A 15,728-nucleotide genomic window follows, 5' to 3' on the forward strand; every position below is an offset into this window, starting at 1 on the left:
CTCGGCGAAGCCGCACTTCGCCCGAAGGGGAACCGGCTCAGGGCCTTTGCCCGGTTTCCAGCCAGTGGGCGCATTCGCTGCCAAGCTTTTCCAGGGCCACCCGGTCGAAGCGCTCGACCTGCGCCGGCGTCAACTCATTGCGGTGATCACGCTTGAGCCCCTTGTGGAAAAAGGCCTTCGCGCTCGACATGTGCGATCCGCCGAACGGCGCCATCTTTTCCGCCCGGGCGCTCATGTAATCGAACGAGCAATGCTCGACGATGGCGTCCATGCGCAGCGAGGCGGGATCGATGGAGAAGAACTCCGCCAGTCGCGCGACCTGGCCGCGTAGGTCCCTCTTGAGCTGCGCGTAGTGCAGGAGAAGGATATTCGGCTCGTCCCGCAGCTCCCACCACGACTTCATGATGTCGAGGAGGTCGCAGCACTGGTACCCATCGTTGTCGAGCCACAGGTCGAAGAACTCCTGCATGTCCTCAGGGATCACCAGCGGCGTGGGGTCGCCGGACCACTTGGCGTGGATCCGATTGATCTGCGACATCGTGGCTTCGGAGAAGTTGTAGAGATAGTTGTGGAAGCTGATCCCAAGGTCTTTGCCGTTGCGGCCGACGAACACGTAGCGCGCCTCCGGGGCGATCGGCAGAGCGTCCGCGGGCAGGTGCGACTTCATCACCCGCCGCATTCCCGACTCACGCTGCTCTCCAAGCACTTTGAGCATGCCGGCATGATCACCCCAGCTCGAGTCGAGCCAGGGCGACGTGTCCGACAACCCCCCTTCCGGCTCCTCGCCGTTGTGAAGGATCTGCTGGACGATCCTTTGGGTCCACGTCGTGCCGGCCTTGAATGGATCCGCAACGACGATGTCTCCCTCGACGAAGCCGCCCTGGGCGAGAAAGTCTTCCCACACCATCGAATTGGAGAGGTAGTCGCGCAGGACTCTCGTCGGAGCGAGCAGCTGCTTTTCCATAAACTAAATGCCTTCCGTCAGCTCGGTCGCGCATGGCGCGAACGAGGGCTTTGCAAGAAAAATTGAGGTCGGTTTAGAAAAGAATCTTTCTAAACGCAGCCCTCCCTTCCCATAATCTCGGCAAGCGGTAGCGATAGCCCGCGCGGCGGTCGGTTATAAGCCGCCTTCGCGGCCCGCAAAAGTCCGCCTGAGCTGGAGCTTTCTATCGCGATCGGCGCGTACCCGAAGTACCGACCACATCGCCGTGCGTATTTTACTCAGCATGATTCTTATTATGGTGACGCAAGCTTATGACTGGCTGTGTTTAAGTTGGACGCTTCCTGTTGCTTGGGCGGATCAACCGCGTTTCGGATATACCGGAGTTCCTTGGCTGAATTGCTCAGATTTGTTTATCCGGGGACACCAAAACTGGCCCCTTCCGCGAAGGGGCCGTTTTATCCGAAACTTAGGAGCCCGCTTTTGCCGCGGTGGCTTCCTCCGAAATGATCGGGATGCCCGAATCCAACGCTTCCAGGTGTTGGGCAATGTGGCGATGCGCCGCCAAGTCGGCGTCGGTGACCGGGGAGGAGTCCGCTTTGGTGGCGACGACGGGGCGCCGTTGATGTTCGAGGATCAGCTTTCCGGCGTCGACCGCTATCACGATTACGTTGTCCAACAGCTCACCGGTCGAATCCTCGGTTTTCAACGCGGTCATGTCTTGACGACCTCCTCCGCGTCAGCTCGTGTCGATTCCGGCATTGCGGTGTCGTCGGCGCCGGGTCGCACGTAGCGGTACCAGACCAGCGCCCCGGCAGCGATGTAGCACACCAAGAAGGTCCACAAGGCCGGCGTCTCCGTGCCGGTGGTGTCATAGGACTGCCGCAACGCCAGGTCGATCCCCACGCCGCCGAGCGCCCCAAAGGCGCCGGCTACCCCGATCAGCGCCCCCGACCGGACGCGGGCCCAGTGACCGCGCTCGGTCGCGCTGATCCCCAGGGCGCGGGCGCGCTCCTCGAAGACAGATGGGATCAGCTTGTACACGGCGGCTTTGGCCGCGCCGCAGAAGATAAACAACGCGATGAACCCGACGATGTAGCCGACCATCGTAAAGCCGGTGACCGCAGCGCCCCGGTCCTCGGCGGCATCGGCGCGCATGCTGACGCCCACCAGGAACCCGCCCGCCACGATCGATGCGGTGAACACCGCGAGCGTCACCTGGCTGCCGCCGAACCGGTCGCTGACTTTTCCACCGACGATCCGCGCCAACGAACCCAGCAGAGGACCGATGAAGGCAACCTCCGCGGCATGCAGGGACGCCTGTCCATGGCTTTCCCCGGCGGCGATGAAGTTGTGCTGCAAAATCTGACCGAAGGCGAACGCGAAACCGAGAAACGAGCCGGAGGCGCACAGGTACAAAAACGAGATCGACCACGTATCGGGAACCGCGACGATGGCCCGCAAGTTGTGCAGCGACAAGCCGGTCCGGTGCGCGACGACGTTGTCCATGAAGAAAGCGGCGCCGACACCTCCGATGGCCAGCAGCACCAAGTAGATCGCGCAAATCCAGTACGGCGCCTCGTGGCCCGCGGTGGCCACCGCCACCAGTCCGACCGCCTGGATGCCCGCCGACCCCAGGTTGGCCATCCCGCCGGTGAGGCCCAACGTAAAGCCCTTGAGCCGCTGCGGAAATAGCCCGTCGACCTTGGCCAGCGACGCCGAGTAGTTGCCGCCGCCCAGGCCGGTCAATGCAGCACACACCAGATACGGCCACAGCGGCAGGCCGGGGTGGGCCAGGAGAAAGATGGCCCCGGCCGTCGGAAACAGCAGCACCGCGGCGGAGAACATTGTCCAGTTGCGGCCGCCGAACCAGTTGGCCGCCATGGAATAAGGGATTCGTGCGAGCGCCCCGACCAGCGACGCTGTGGCGCCCACCAGCAACTTGTCACCGGTCGAGAAGCCGTAGACGGACTGGGGCATGAACAGCACCATCACCGACCACAGGTACCAGATCGAAAACGCGACATGCACGTTGACGACCTGCCAGACCAGGTTGCGGCGGGCAATGGCGTGGTTACCGGCTTGCCAGGCCACCGCGTCTTCCGGATCCCAAACGACGATGCGATGCGAACGGCGCACGCGATATCTACCTTTCACCGGCGACGGAGACACGGCCGTCGAGCCACCCCGTGTGCATACGGAGTCAGATTCCGTTGGGCCTCTGTACAATTCAGAAACCGCCGGCATCAATCACGATATCGAGCGAATATCGAACCGCCACTTACGATCCTCCGCGTCACATAAGGCTGCACAATCGGCCAGCCGACCACTTGGTGTCTGTTCCGCAGGGACCGTTGGCCGTCATCAGCGACGCGCGGTTATTGGCGAGCCCCACCGCCATCGTGCGTCGACAACCCGGTACCCCGCCCCGCCAACGCACGTCGTAGATCATTGGAGCCGAACGGAAAACGCTCGACAAGTTAACTTGGCTGATTTACAGGAGATTTCCAGCCAATTCGGTTATTACGTCCAGCCGGCTGTGACGAATTCGTGCTCCCGCGGCGGCGCTCGACTTTGAGCATCTTCACAGATTGCTGGGATTTTCCGCCCAAGCATCTCGCTGTACAGTGCTGCCACTGTGGAACCTCGGCTCGCCGGTGCGACTCGGCGATGGCGGCTAGCCATCGCGATCGTCGCCGCGCTGAGCGTGTTCGTCGCCCTGATCGCGGGATCGTCGTTGCGTCCCCAGTTCTCCGCGGCCGCACCGCCCGAGCCGGCCGCCTGGACCCATGCGGCCCCGGATGTCCAAGCCGATGCCGGCCAGGACGAGCTTCGCGTTGCCGCCCACGATTTTTCACCCGGCTCCACGCCGACAAACAAGAAGCCCTTCCACAGCATGTGGATGACGCGCGACCGGCCGGCCACGGTGACCCACTTGTCGCCACAATCGGCCTGGTTCGCCCTACCGGCGTCGTTTGGCGCGTCTGTGGTGCCGCCGGATCGCGTCCGATGGGACGCATCGGCGAAAGCGCCTGACGAAAGAGACGTGTTGACGCGACTCTGCATCGCACGCTGCTGACGGGCCGTTAAGGCCCGCACACATCAAAGCACGGCACTCGGCCCGTTCATGCCGAATTACCCGCGGCTGCTTCGGGACAGGCCGTCGACCCCTCTCGAGGAAGCACCCATGGATTCCGTTGCGCAACAAATAAATTCCACACCTGGCTACCCTGTCCTCGGCGGCAACCAGCCACCCGCCTTCCACCTGCCCCGGCTGGAGCATTCCACCTTACCTTTGGCCGCCGACCGCGGCGTCGGATGGAAGGCGTTGCGGGACGCCGGGCCGGTCGTGTTCATGAACGGCGCCTATTACCTCACGCGCCGCGAGGACGTGCTGAGGGCACTATGCGAACCCAACCTGTTCTCGGCTCATCTGGCGCTTCAGCCCCCTGGCAGCCCGGTGCCGGTGCTGCCATCGGCGTTCGACCCCCCCGAGCACACCCGATACCGCAAGATCCTGCAGCCCCATTTCAGCCCGCACGCCCTGGCCAAGTCCCGACCCGTGATGAGGCGCCACGCGGTCGAGATGATCGCCGCCCTCGCGGCGGAGAGCGAGTGCGAGGTGATGTCGGCCTTCGGCCGCCTCTACCCGTATCAGGTCTTCATGGACCTCTACGGGCTGCCGCTCGAGGACCGCGACCGCGTGATCGCCTGGAAGGACGCCGCGGTGGACGGCAGCCCCGAGGGCAACGATCTGCTGACGTATTTCACCGAGGTCATCCGCCAACGCCGGGAGAGCCCGGGTGAGGACATGTTGTCCGAAGTGATGACAGGTCCGGGCGATCTCACCGACCTGGAGTTGCTCGGCATGAGCCACCTGTTGATTCTGTCCGGTCTGGACACGGTGGCCGCGGCGATCGGTTTTTCGCTCTTCGAATTGGCGCGCCGACCGCAATTGCGCAAGGACCTTCGCCGCGATCCGGAGCAGATCAAGATCTTCATCGAGGAGATCGTCCGGCTCGAGCCCGCGGCGCCGCTGGCGGCCCGGGTCACCACCGACTTCGTCAAGGTCGGCGGCATGACGCTGCCCCCGGGCACGCCGGTGCGGTTGTGCACCGCCGCGATCAACCGCGACGCCAGCGACGAGATCTCCACCGACGAATTGGTCATGGACGAAAAAGTGCACCGTCACTGGGGATTCGGCGGTGGGCCACACCGTTGCATCGGTTCCCACCTGGCACGGATAGAACTGGCCATCGTCATCGACGAGTGGCTCACCCAGATCCCCGACTTCGAATTGCCGGAGGGCTATACGCCCGAAATCAGGTTTCCGTCGAAGAGTTTCGCGCTCAAGTCGCTACCACTGAGCTGGGGGCGCTCTGGCTAGCCCCCCGCCCATGGTGCGGAGTTGCGTAGGTCTCGGCGAGGAACTGTTCGACGGCCACCGCGGCGTGCGCCGCGCGCGCGGAGCCGAAGATGTCGAAAGCGTGCTGTGCGCATGGCAATTCGGCGTACACCACGGGCTCACGGCTGACCTCGCGCAGCCGCGCCGTGAAACTGCGGGCCTGCTCGACGGGGATCAGCGAATCGTTGGTGCCGTGCAGCACGAAAAACGGTGGTGCGTCCGCAGACACGTGGGTGATCGGCGAGGCCATCCGGAACGGCTCGGTCACGTCGGCGTGCCTCAGCTTGAACACGCGCTTCGCCACGATCGGCGCCATCAGCGGATGCATCTGGTCGTTCGAGGTGAAGTCGTAGACGCCGTAGAACGGGACCGCCGCCTGCACGCGGGTGTCGGCCTCCTCGAAACCCGGCTGGAAGTGCGGATGGTTCGGCGTCAGCGCGGCCAGCGAGGACAGGTGCCCGCCGGCCGAGCCCCCGGTGATCGCGATCCAGTCCGGGTCGCCGCCGTATTCGGCGATGTGCTCCTTCGTCCACGCGATCGCGCGCTTGACGTCGACGATGTGATCGGGCCAGGTGGAGCGCGGGCTGAGCCGGTAGTTGATCGCGACGCAGATCCAGCCGAGCTCGGCGAGATGGCTCATCAGCGGATGTGCCTGTCCCCGTTTGTTTCCCACCATCCAGGCGCCGCCGGGAACCTGCAGGAGCACCGGGGCCCGCCCACCGCGGTCCAAATCTGGCCGGCGCCAGATGTCGAGATGGTTGCGCGAGCCGCACTCCCCGTAGGCGATGTCGCCGTCGTGGGCGTAGTCGCGGTAGATCCGTAGCATGCGTGCGGGGCCGGGTTTCTTCACGGTCGCGCCGCCCGGCGCGGGTCGCCGCCAGAGGTCGCCGGATTCGGTGCGCCGGGCGGGGCCCAGGCCGGCGTCCAGCGCCGCGGACAGCGGCTGGTGCGCGCCGTGCCCCACGCGGCGCAGGCCCAACAGCCCCAGCCAGGACGCCGCCGCCGCCAGCCAGCTGAGACGGCGCAGCCGCGGCGGCAGCAGGCGCGACACCACCGCTTGCGCTGCCACCTGGACGGCGAGGGTCTGCATCGGGAGCTCCGACGCGAACAAACCGTGGGCGAACGCGAAACCCGACCCGACGCGATCCCGCGTCAACGGCCGGTAGCCGTTGGCCGTGTACGCCAAGCCCGACGCCGAAACCAACACGGCCGCCGCTCGTTTCACGACCCGGCGGCCTTCGCGGGGTCCTCGACGACGTGATACGCGGGGTCGACCAACACCATCGGCTGGGTGCCGCTCTGCCGGGGCTTGCCGGTGATCCGCAGCAGCTGGCCGGGCTGGATGTCGGCGCCGCCGCGCCCGTGCCGGAACGTCACGCAGATCTCGCCGCTGCTGTCGCCGACGACAACCCGCCGGACGGTGCGCCGGCGTTCGTTGATGTCCTGGACCTCGTTGACCCGCCCCTCGAAGGTGGCGCGCTGCCCGGGGATCAGGCCGCCGACCGTGATCACCGACGCCGACCGGTCGGGGTGTTCGTAGGCCTCGACCTCTTGTTCCTCGTCCCTCGAAACCCAGGCCTCGATCTTGTCGAGTTCGCGGGAGATTCGTTGCTCGAACCCCTCGGGATACGCCTCCTTGATGCGGGACTCCACGTCATACGGAACTATCGTCGCCGCGGCGTCCGGGATCAGGCTGACCGCCTGGGCCACCTTGTCCGCGGTGCGGTCGTGCAGCAGGCGGCCCAGCAGCGGAGCGTAGGTCCGGCGCGGCAGCAGCACGGTCACGTTGGTGTTCTTGTGTTCGTCGCGCGCCTTGGCGACCAGCACCTGCGCGGCCCGAGTGACCCTGCGGTCCGGGCAGTCGACCACCCGCAGCGGGGTGTCGAGATCGAAGGCGTCCCAACGCTTTCGCAACGCCTTCGCATGGGCTTCGTCGACCATGAAATGCACCGCGACCAATTCGTCGGCCCGCAACCCCCGGCCGTAGCGCAGCGCCTCGATGACCGCGAGGTCGAGCGAGTTCACGAACACGAACACCTTGTGCCGGGCGTACTTCACCAACTCGGGGCGGTCGGTGCGGAACATCTCGAGGATGGCCGCCTCGGCGCGGTACTCCCGGTTCAGGCGCATCAGCACGAACACCAGCACCGGAAAGACCACGACCACCAGCCACGCACCCTCGGTGAACTTCGCCACCGCGAAGATGCCCACCACGATGGTCGACAGGATCGCCGAGGACAGGTTGATCGCGAGGCGACGTCGCCAGCCCGGCTCCCGATGGGTGAGATGGTGTTTGGTCATCCCGTAGCCGGCCATCGAGAAGCCCGTGAACACGCCGATCGCGTAGAACGGGACCAGCGCGGTGACCGAGCCGCCCGTCGTCACCAGCAGCACCACCGACAGCGCGGTGAGCGCGATGATGCCGTTCGAAAACACCAGCCGGTGACCGCGTTTCATCAGCTGACGCGGCAGGAAGCGGTCTTCGGCGACGAAACTCGCCAGCGCCGGGAAGCCGTTGAAGCTGGTGTTGGCGCCGGTGTACAGGATGGCGGCCGTCGACGCCTGGACGACGATGTACAGGACGTTGCCGATTGTCCCGTGGCCGAACACAGTTCGGGCGACCTGCGACAACACCGACGGGTATCCGGCCTCGAACGGCGTCGCGTGGGTGACGAACGTCAGGTAGGCGACGCCGGCCAGCAGGAACCCGAGGATGCAGGCCATGATCGTGAGCACCCGGCGGGCGTTGCGGCCCTGCGGCTTCTCGAAGACGTTGACCGTGTTGGAGATCGCCTCGACCCCCGTCAGCGACGAACCGCCGTTGGCGAACGCGCGCAGCAGCACCAGCACCGTCGCGCCCATCACCAGGCCGTCGCCTTGATGAACCGGCACCGCTCCAGCGATGTGTTGGGCATCGTAAACCGGTAATCCCCAAAAGATTTCGCGGATGACGCCGACCACGATCGTCAACGCGATCATGCTGACGAAAAAGTAAGTCGGCAGCGCGAATTGCACGCCCGCTTCCCGCAATCCGCGCAGGTTCGCGTAGCAAATGAGCAGCACCACGGCGACGGTGACCGCCAGGCTGTAGGGGCCGACGGCCGGGATCGCCGACGCCACCGCCACCGTCCCGGCCGCCGCCTGCACCGCCACGGTGACCACGTAGTCGATCAGCAGCGCCGCGGCGGCGACCTGCGCCACCTTGGGTCCGAAATTCTCCCGCGCCACGATGTAGGAGCCGCCCGCCCGCGTGTAGGCCATGACGACCTGCCGGTACGACGCGGCCACCAACACCAGAATCACCAGGATCGCGGCGTTGATGGGCAGCAGCAACGCGAAGGCCGCCAGGCCGGCGTTGGGCAGCAGCTCGATCAAGATCTGCTCAGAGCCATAGGCCGTGGAGGAGATCGCATCGGGCGAAAGCGCCCCAAGCGCAATCCCGTTGGACAACTTCTCGTGCGACAGGTTCTCTGTGATCAACGGCTTGCCCAGAAACACCCGCCTGGCGATGTCGCCGACGGACGTCGGGATGGGAACCTTGCCCGTCGAAGTTGTCACGACCTGCATTCTGCCGCCCCGCCATTCCACGCGGCAGGCGGACGGGCTAAGTCAGCCGCTCGACCGCGGCGGCGACGCGCTCGTCTGTGGCGGTCAGCGCGACCCGGATGTGCCGGGCACCGCCCGGGCCGTAGAAGTCGCCGGGCGCCACCAAGATGCCGAGGGAGGCAAGCCAGGAGACGCTGTCCTGGCACGGCTCGCCGCGGGTGGCCCAGAGATAGAGGCCGGCCTCGGAATGGTCGACGGCGAAACCGGCCGAGCGCAGTGCGGGCAGGAGGGCGGCCCGCCGCCGTTCGTACCGCTCGCGCTGCTCCCGCTCGTGGGCGTCGTCGTCGAAGGCGGCCACCATGGCGGCCTGCACCGGTGTCGGCACGATCATGCCGGCGTGCTTGCGCACGGCGAGCAGCTCGCCGACCAGCGCCGGGTCCCCGGCGACCAGGCCGGCCCGATAACCGGCCAGCGACGAGCTCTTCGACAGCGAGTGGATCGCGAGCAGCCCGGTATGGTCGCCGTCGCAGACCGAGGGATGCAGCACCGACAGGGGCGCGGCCTCCCAACTCAGGCCCAGGTAACACTCGTCGGAGGCGACGATCACCCCCCGCTCGCGCGCCCATCCGACGACCTTGCGCAGATGGTCGACGCCCAGCACCCGCCCGGTCGGGTTGCTCGGCGAGTTCAGGTAGAACAGCGCCGGGGATTGCGGGCCCACCTGGGTCAGCGAATCCGCGCGCAGCACCGGGGCGCCGGCCAGCCGCGCGCCGACGTCATAGGTCGGATAGGCCAGCTCCGGCACCACGATCAGGTCCGCGGAGCCCATGCCGAGCAGCGTCGGCAGCCACGCGATCAGCTCTTTGCTGCCGATCACCGGCAGCACGGCCGCCTCGGTCAGCCCGTTGATGCCGAAACGGCGGGCCAGCGCGGCCACCGCCGATTCGCGCAACCGCGCGGTTCCGGCGGTGGCCGGGTATCCCGGCGCGGCGCTGGCCGCGGCCAGCGCCTCACGGATAAGCGGCGCGACCGGGTCGACCGGGGTCCCGACGGACAGGTCGACGATCCCGTCCGGATGAGCCGCGGCCCGCGCCTTGGCGTCGGCCAGCGTGTCCCAGGGAAACTCCGGCAGGGACGCCGACACTCGCTCGCTCAGTCGCCTTCGCCCTGGGGCGGCAGGTCCTTGACGACTTGTGGGTCGTTCTCGGTCATGCCAACCTTCGCGGCACCACCCGGCGACCCCAGCTCAGCAAAGAAGTCGGCGTTGATCTGTGTGTACTGGCTCCACTGCTCGGGCACGTCGTCTTCGTAATAGATCGCTTCGACGGGGCAGACCGGCTCACAGGCCCCACAGTCGACGCACTCATCGGGGTGGATGTACAGCATCCGGGCACCCTCATAGATGCAGTCGACCGGGCACTCCTCGATGCAAGCCTTGTCCTTGATGTCGACGCAGGGTTCGGCGATCGTGTACGTCACAGACATCTCCTCCATGTACTGCGTGTGGGCTGCGGTTCGGCTCGCCGCGGCGCTCCGGCCGCGACAGCGCAAGCATTCGGTTACTGATACTAGACGTTGCACATACACGTCAACCACCCGGCACGGGTGCGCCGGGCCGGGCCGCATTTCACCGTGGGCGAACAGGCGCGCAAAACGCCCTGACCTGCGCATAGTTACGATTAGAAGATCCTGTGCGATAACCGTTCCGATAGATGAATGCTCACGGGGCCTGGTAACCTCGACCGCAGACGGCAACCGTTGGGCAGATGTCGTCGCCGTTAACCGACGGTGCATTGAATTGGGGAAGGTGTCCACAGATGGTGAAGCTGTCGTTGACCAAATTGGCTGCTGCCGCAGGGGGCGTTGCTTTTGCGTTGACCGCCGGCGCCGGGATCGCGTCCGCCGATCCGCTGGATCCGGTCGTCAACACGACCTGCAACTACGGACAGGTGATGGCAGCGTTGAACGCGACGGACCCGGCGGCTGCCGCGCAGCTCACCGCGTCGCCGATCGCGACGAGCTACCTGCGCCAGTTCCTGGCCTCGCCGCCGCCGAAGCGGATGCAGATGGCCCAGCAGATCCAGGCCATGCCGCAGGCCGCGCCGTACTTCAACGACGTGTTGTCGGTGGCCGGGAGCTGCAACAGCTACTGAGCGTTCAGTAGCCGCTGAGCAGCCGGCGCACCTGGCCCAGGAGTTTCGGCCCGGCGTCGCTGCAAATTCGCGACGGGTTTCCGGGTCGGCGACCCCAGAGCAGCAAAACCCTTGCGGCGGAATCGGTTTCGAGAGTGGCCGGGCCTTCGGGCCCGGCCATTCCGATCGAGGTCCGCTCCGCGTCCGCGGTGATCACCACGTCGTCGCTGCCGAAGACCCGCAACCGCGCCTCGATTCGCTCACCGGGCCCCAGCGACTTGGCGCCCTTGGCGAGCAGCGGCCGTCCCACCGCGACGACGCTGTGCGTCGTCATCCAGGGTTCGGCGAGGCGGGCCTGGGCCGCCCCGTCATCGCCGGTGACGTCCCAGCCGTGCAGGACGAGTTCCTCTCGCATGTGCTCGGCGAACCAGGGCACCTTCATGATGCGCCCGGTCCACGCCACGTCGGTATCGGCGGGGACGCTTTCGGCCGCGGCAGCAACCTCGTTGAGGGTGGCCATCCGGTCGTGCAGCGCATCCCAGAGGTCCGCGTCGTTCATGGCGCGCAGCGGAGCCTCCCGTTCCTCGAAGCCGCGCGTGCCGACGGGTTCGCCCTCCAGATGCGCCGCCAGCACCCGGGCGAGCTCCTCGGCGTTTCCGGCTTGATGGATGACGATGTCGCGGACCGTCCACGCTTCGCACCAGGTGCCGGCCTCAGGTGGGCGCTGCTGCACGGCGTCCACAAAAGGACGCCATTCGGGGAACCGGTCGTCGTCGATATGTCGCTTCACGGCCTCGGGTGTACCCGCGGCCGGTGACGATTACGCGGCGAGCGGGGCGTACGTGGTGGTGCGCTGGCGCGCCGGGCGGCCGATGCCCTCGGCGATCGCGGCCAGCTCCGCGGCGGTCTTCGACGACCCGTGTTCGGACCCGGCCATCCGCGAGATGGTCTCCTCCATCAGCGTCCCACCCAGGTCGTTGGCGCCGCCGTTGAGCATCACCCGCGTGCGCTCGACGCCGAGCTTGACCCAGCTGGTCTGGATGTGGGAAATGCGGCCGTGCAGCATGATCCGCGCCAGCGCGTGCACCGCCCGGTTGTCCCGATGGCTGGGGCCCGGGCGCGCCGCGCCGGCCAGGTACAGCGGCGAGTTCTGGTGCACGAAGGGCAGCGGCACGAACTCAGTGAAGCCGCCGGTGCGGTCCTGGATGTCGCGCAGCACGTTCAGGTGGGCCACCCAGTGCCGCGGGGTGTCGACGTGGCCGTACATCATCGTCGAGCTCGACCGCAGGCCCACCTCGTGCGCGGTGCTGACGACCTCGATCCACATCGAGGTGGGCAGCTTGCCCTTGGTGAGCACCCAGCGCACCTCGTCGTCCAGAATCTCCGCGGCGGTGCCCGGGATGGTGTCCAGGCCGGCCTCGCGCAGGCTGATCAGCCACTCGCGAACGCTCAACCCGCTCTTGGTCACCCCGTTGGCGATCTCCATCGGGGAAAACGCGTGCACGTGCATCGACGGCACCCGGGCCTTGACGGCGCGCACCAGCTCGGCGTACCCGGTCACCGGCAACTCGGGGTCGATCCCGCCCTGCATGCACACCTCGGTGGCGCCCTCGACGTGCGCCTCCCACGCGCGGTCGGCCACCTCCTCGGTGGACAGCGAGTACGCGTCGGCGTCGCCCTTGCGCTGCGCGAACGCGCAGAAGCGGCACCCGGTGTAGCAGATGTTGGTGAAGTTGATGTTGCGGTTCACCACGAAGGTCACGTCGTCGCCGACGGCGTCGCGTCGCAGCGAATCCGCCAGCGCGGCAACGGCTTCCAGCGCAGGGCCCTCGGCGGTCGCCAAGGCCAGATACTCGTCGTCGGTGCAGCCGGCGGGGTCGCGTTCGGCCGAACGCAGCGCGGCGAGCACGTCGGTGTCTAGGCGTGCCGGCGCTTTGGCGCCCTGCGCCGCCAGCTCAAGCACGTGCGCGCGGATCGATTCCCAATCACCGAACGCGCTGTCCAGGTCGCTGCGGGCCGCGGTGTTGCGGCCCTCGGTGTCGATCGCCGCATTGAGGTCGACCCGGCCGGCCGACTCCACGTCGTCGGGCTCCTGCCAGGGCATGCCCACCGGGTTGACGTCGCGGGCCAGGCCGGTCGCCGGATCGGCCAGCGCCAGCACGTGTCCCCGCACCCGCGGGTCGATCCACGCGGCGCCGGCCTGGACGTATTTGGGTTGCGCGGTCAGCCGCTGCACCAGGTCGTATCCGCCTTCGGCGGTGACGGCGGCCAGCTCGTCCAGCGCGGGCCAGGGCCGCTCCGGGTTGACGTGGTCGGGCGTCAACGGCGAGACGCCGCCCCAGTCGTCCACCCCGGCGCGGATCAGGGCCAGGCACTCGTCACGCGACACCAGGTTGGGCGGCGCCTGGATGCGCATGCCGGGGCCGAGCACCAGGCGCGCGACCGCCACCGTCGCCAGGTAGTCCTCGATCCCGGCGTCGGGGTACGCCGCCATCGCGGTGTGTTCCTTGGCCCGGAAGTTCTGCACGATCACCTCTTGGACGTGCCCGAACTCCTTGTGCGACTTGCGAATCGCATGCAAGGTGTCCGCGCGTTCGGCCAGCGTCTCGCCGATGCCGACCAGCAGCCCGGTGGTGAACGGAATCGACAACCGGCCGGCGTCGGTGAGAGTGCGCAGCCGCACCGCCGGGTCCTTGTCCGGGCTGCCGTAGTGCGCAAGCCCTTTCGTCTCGAAGAGCCGCCGCGACGTCGTCTCGAGCATCATGCCCATCGACGGCGCCACCGGCTTGAGCCGCGACATCTCCGACCAGCTCATCACGCCGGGGTTCAGGTGCGGCAACAGCCCGGTTTCCTCCAATACCCGGATCGCCATCGCCCGCACGTAGGACAGCGTCGAGTCGTAGCCCCGTTCGGCGAGCCAGTCCTGCGCCTCCGGCCACCGGTCCTCAGGCCGGTCACCGAGGGTGAATAGCGCTTCCTTGCAACCGAGTTCGGCGCCGCGGCGGGCCAGGTCGAGTATCTCGTCCGGCTCCAGGTACATGCCGGCGCCTTGCGCGCGCAGCTTGCCCGGAACGGTGACGAACGTGCAGTAATGGCAGCTGTCGCGGCAGAGGTGGGTGACAGGCACGAACACCTTGCGCGAATAGCTGATCGGCAGCCGGCCGCCCGCGCCGCGCCGGCCCGCCGACTCGAGGCCCGCGTCGCGCACCCGCGCCGCGCTCGCGGACAGATCCGCCAGGTCCCCCCCGCGCGCGGTCATGGCGACGGCCGCCTCTTCGACGTTGAGCGCGACCCCGTCCCGGGCCCGCCGCAGTACGCGCCGCAACGCCGACGCGCTGGCCTTAGGCGGAACGACAGGGCTAGGCAGAGCGCTGGGCGCCGGAGGCTCCGGTGTCAGTGGCACGTTGGTGTAACTTCCCCACGATCGAATTTCATCCGCCAGCCTGTGCAGCTCTGGGCAGCGGTGCCATACGCGCAACAGTAGCGCCAGGCTCCCGCCGGCCTGCGGTCGACATCCCGGCCTCGCGCCCGCCCGCGGAGCCGCAAGTTAAGTGTTTGCCCAACTTGCCCGCCAGCCAGCGGCGATCGAGATAGCATCCGTCGTATCCAGGGAGGTACCGAATGTCGTTCCTATTCGCCACCCCGGAGGCGCTGGCGGCAGCGGCTTCGGATTTGGCTGGCATTGGTTCGACCATCAACAGCGCCAGTGCGGCGGCGGCGGCCCCGACCTCCGCGGTGGCGGCCTCGGCGGCCGACGCAGTGTCGGCCCAGGTCGCGGCCTTCCTGTCCGAGCACGGGCTGGGATATCAGCAGTTCAGCGCGCAAATCGCGCAGTTCCATGAGCAATTTGTCGAGAGTTTGAGCTCCGGCGCGAACGCGTTCGCGGCGGCCGAGTCCAGTGCGGCGCAGAACCTCGCCAGCGCCGCGGCGCCGGCCGCGGCGCTGCCCGGCGCCGCGCAGAACCTCGCCAGCGCGGTGAACGCGCCCGCCGCCACGCTGCTCGGCGGCGGGGGCGGCGGCGTCGCGGGCGTGGTCGGCGGCGCGGTGTCCAACGTGGTGAGCCGCGTCGAGAGCGCCGTGGCCGGCTCCAGTTTCCTGGGCGGTGCCGGGCTGGTGGGCGGCGGCGGCGGCGCGGTCATGGTCGGCGGCCTGTCCGGCGCGGTGACCCAGGTCGAGAGCGCCGTGGCCGCCTCCAATTTCCTCGGCGGCGCCGGGCTGCTGGGGGCCGGCTTCCCGGGTGGTCTTTCGGCGCTCGCCAGTGAGGCCGGCGCGCTGGTGCCGACCGGCGGGATCCGCGCCCTGACCGCGGCCAGCTCGCTCGTCACACCGGCGGCCATGACCAACGCCGCGGTCGTGCCGGCGGCAACCGGGTCGATCGGCGATGCCATCAAGGCCGGGTACCTGCTCGTCGAGCCCTACGTCCAGTACGGTTTCGACCTCGCCGCGTACGTGGCCGGTTACCTGCCGTATATCAGCTGGGTGGCCCCCCAGATTTACTTCTTCTACGACCTTTTCGAGCCCATGGTGCAGGCCGCCCTGTTCAACACGATCGACTGGCTGCAGGGCAGCATCAACTTCGCCCAGGGGCTGGCCGACTTCTGGGATGCCACCACGGCGTCGATCAACCAGTTCATCAACACCGAGGTCTACTGGGCGCTCAGCTTCCTCCCCCCGCTGCCGCCGCTGCCGCCCTTCTTCCCCTAAC

The 15,728-nt window shown here is 67.5% G+C and carries 13 protein-coding genes; 4 read left to right on the forward strand and 9 right to left on the reverse strand.

The features are described 5' to 3' along the window. Positions 1 to 37 precede the first annotated feature (37 nt). From AC5Y5E_RS20970 to AC5Y5E_RS20980, 3 genes are all read right to left on the reverse strand, one after another. Complete coding sequence (locus AC5Y5E_RS20970; protein WP_499904700.1) at positions 38 to 964, reverse strand: sulfotransferase domain-containing protein; 927 nt, start codon at positions 962 to 964, stop codon at positions 38 to 40. A gap of 445 nt (positions 965 to 1,409) precedes the next feature. Further along, complete coding sequence (locus tag AC5Y5E_RS20975; RefSeq protein ID WP_499904702.1) at positions 1,410 to 1,658, reverse strand: hypothetical protein; 249 nt, start codon at positions 1,656 to 1,658, stop codon at positions 1,410 to 1,412. Continuing rightward, positions 1,655 to 3,079, reverse strand: coding sequence for an MFS transporter (locus AC5Y5E_RS20980; RefSeq protein ID WP_499904703.1), 1,425 nt, complete (start codon positions 3,077 to 3,079; stop codon positions 1,655 to 1,657). Before AC5Y5E_RS20980 ends, AC5Y5E_RS20975 begins: the two co-directional genes overlap by 4 nt. A 568-nt stretch (positions 3,080 to 3,647) precedes the next feature. On the opposite strand from AC5Y5E_RS20980, the gene AC5Y5E_RS20985 reads away from it, so the two are divergent. Beyond that, positions 3,648 to 4,019, forward strand: coding sequence for a hypothetical protein (locus AC5Y5E_RS20985; protein ID WP_499904705.1), 372 nt, complete (start codon positions 3,648 to 3,650; stop codon positions 4,017 to 4,019). 108 nt (positions 4,020 to 4,127) lie between these two features. Continuing rightward, complete coding sequence (locus AC5Y5E_RS20990) at positions 4,128 to 5,327, forward strand: cytochrome P450 family protein (RefSeq protein ID WP_499904706.1); 1,200 nt, start codon at positions 4,128 to 4,130, stop codon at positions 5,325 to 5,327. On the opposite strand, the gene AC5Y5E_RS20995 is transcribed toward AC5Y5E_RS20990, so the two are convergent. Genes AC5Y5E_RS20995 through fdxA form a run of 4 tightly spaced genes read right to left on the reverse strand, consistent with a single transcriptional unit; the run spans position 5,290 to position 10,370 of the window. Then, positions 5,290 to 6,570, reverse strand: a complete 1,281-nt coding sequence (locus tag AC5Y5E_RS20995; protein WP_499904707.1) for an alpha/beta hydrolase fold domain-containing protein — start codon at positions 6,568 to 6,570, stop codon at positions 5,290 to 5,292. The two genes, AC5Y5E_RS20990 and AC5Y5E_RS20995, sit on opposite strands and share 38 nt — an antisense overlap. Further along, on the reverse strand, positions 6,567 to 8,903 hold the full coding sequence (locus AC5Y5E_RS21000; RefSeq protein WP_499904708.1) for an APC family permease: 2,337 nt from the start codon (positions 8,901 to 8,903) through the stop codon (positions 6,567 to 6,569). The genes AC5Y5E_RS20995 and AC5Y5E_RS21000 overlap by 4 nt, the downstream gene beginning before the upstream one ends. Positions 8,904 to 8,949: 46 nt before the next feature. After that, entirely contained in the window at positions 8,950 to 10,035 is a 1,086-nt protein-coding gene (gene dapC, locus AC5Y5E_RS21005) for a succinyldiaminopimelate transaminase (protein ID WP_499904710.1), read from the reverse strand. 8 nt (positions 10,036 to 10,043) lie between these two features. Next, the gene (gene fdxA, locus AC5Y5E_RS21010) at positions 10,044 to 10,370 is read right to left on the reverse strand and encodes a ferredoxin (RefSeq protein WP_067151133.1); all 327 of its coding nucleotides are present in this window, start codon (positions 10,368 to 10,370) and stop codon (positions 10,044 to 10,046) included. Positions 10,371 to 10,711: 341 nt separating this feature from the next. On the opposite strand from fdxA, the gene AC5Y5E_RS21015 reads away from it, so the two are divergent. After that, positions 10,712 to 11,044: a hemophore-related protein gene (locus AC5Y5E_RS21015; protein ID WP_499905033.1), complete on the forward strand. Its 333-nt coding sequence runs from the start codon at positions 10,712 to 10,714 to the stop codon at positions 11,042 to 11,044. Between the two features lie 4 nt (positions 11,045 to 11,048). Here AC5Y5E_RS21015 and AC5Y5E_RS21020 read toward each other — a convergent pair whose 3' ends face one another. Further along, positions 11,049 to 11,813: a maleylpyruvate isomerase N-terminal domain-containing protein gene (locus AC5Y5E_RS21020; RefSeq protein ID WP_499904711.1), complete on the reverse strand. Its 765-nt coding sequence runs from the start codon at positions 11,811 to 11,813 to the stop codon at positions 11,049 to 11,051. A gap of 30 nt (positions 11,814 to 11,843) precedes the next feature. Beyond that, on the reverse strand, positions 11,844 to 14,420 hold the full coding sequence (locus AC5Y5E_RS21025) for a bifunctional FO biosynthesis protein CofGH (RefSeq protein WP_499905034.1): 2,577 nt from the start codon (positions 14,418 to 14,420) through the stop codon (positions 11,844 to 11,846). A 224-nt stretch (positions 14,421 to 14,644) separates the two neighbouring features. Between AC5Y5E_RS21025 and AC5Y5E_RS21030 the strand changes: the two genes are divergently transcribed. Beyond that, positions 14,645 to 15,727 carry a PE family protein gene (locus AC5Y5E_RS21030; RefSeq protein WP_499904713.1) on the forward strand — a complete coding sequence of 361 codons (1,083 nt, stop codon included), beginning with the start codon at positions 14,645 to 14,647 and terminating at the stop codon, positions 15,725 to 15,727. Position 15,728: the final 1 nt, after the last annotated feature.

Source organism: Mycobacterium sp. NGS54 (genome assembly GCF_059812465.1).

Coding starts and splice junctions, on each gene's coding strand:
- AC5Y5E_RS20970 (WP_499904700.1), bottom strand. CDS start 964: ATGGAAAAGCAGCTGCTCGCTCCGACGAGAGTCCTGCGCGACTACCTC.
- AC5Y5E_RS20975 (WP_499904702.1), bottom strand. CDS start 1,658: ATGACCGCGTTGAAAACCGAGGATTCGACCGGTGAGCTGTTGGACAAC.
- AC5Y5E_RS20990 (WP_499904706.1), top strand. CDS start 4,128: ATGGATTCCGTTGCGCAACAAATAAATTCCACACCTGGCTACCCTGTC.
- AC5Y5E_RS21030 (WP_499904713.1), top strand. CDS start 14,645: ATGTCGTTCCTATTCGCCACCCCGGAGGCGCTGGCGGCAGCGGCTTCG.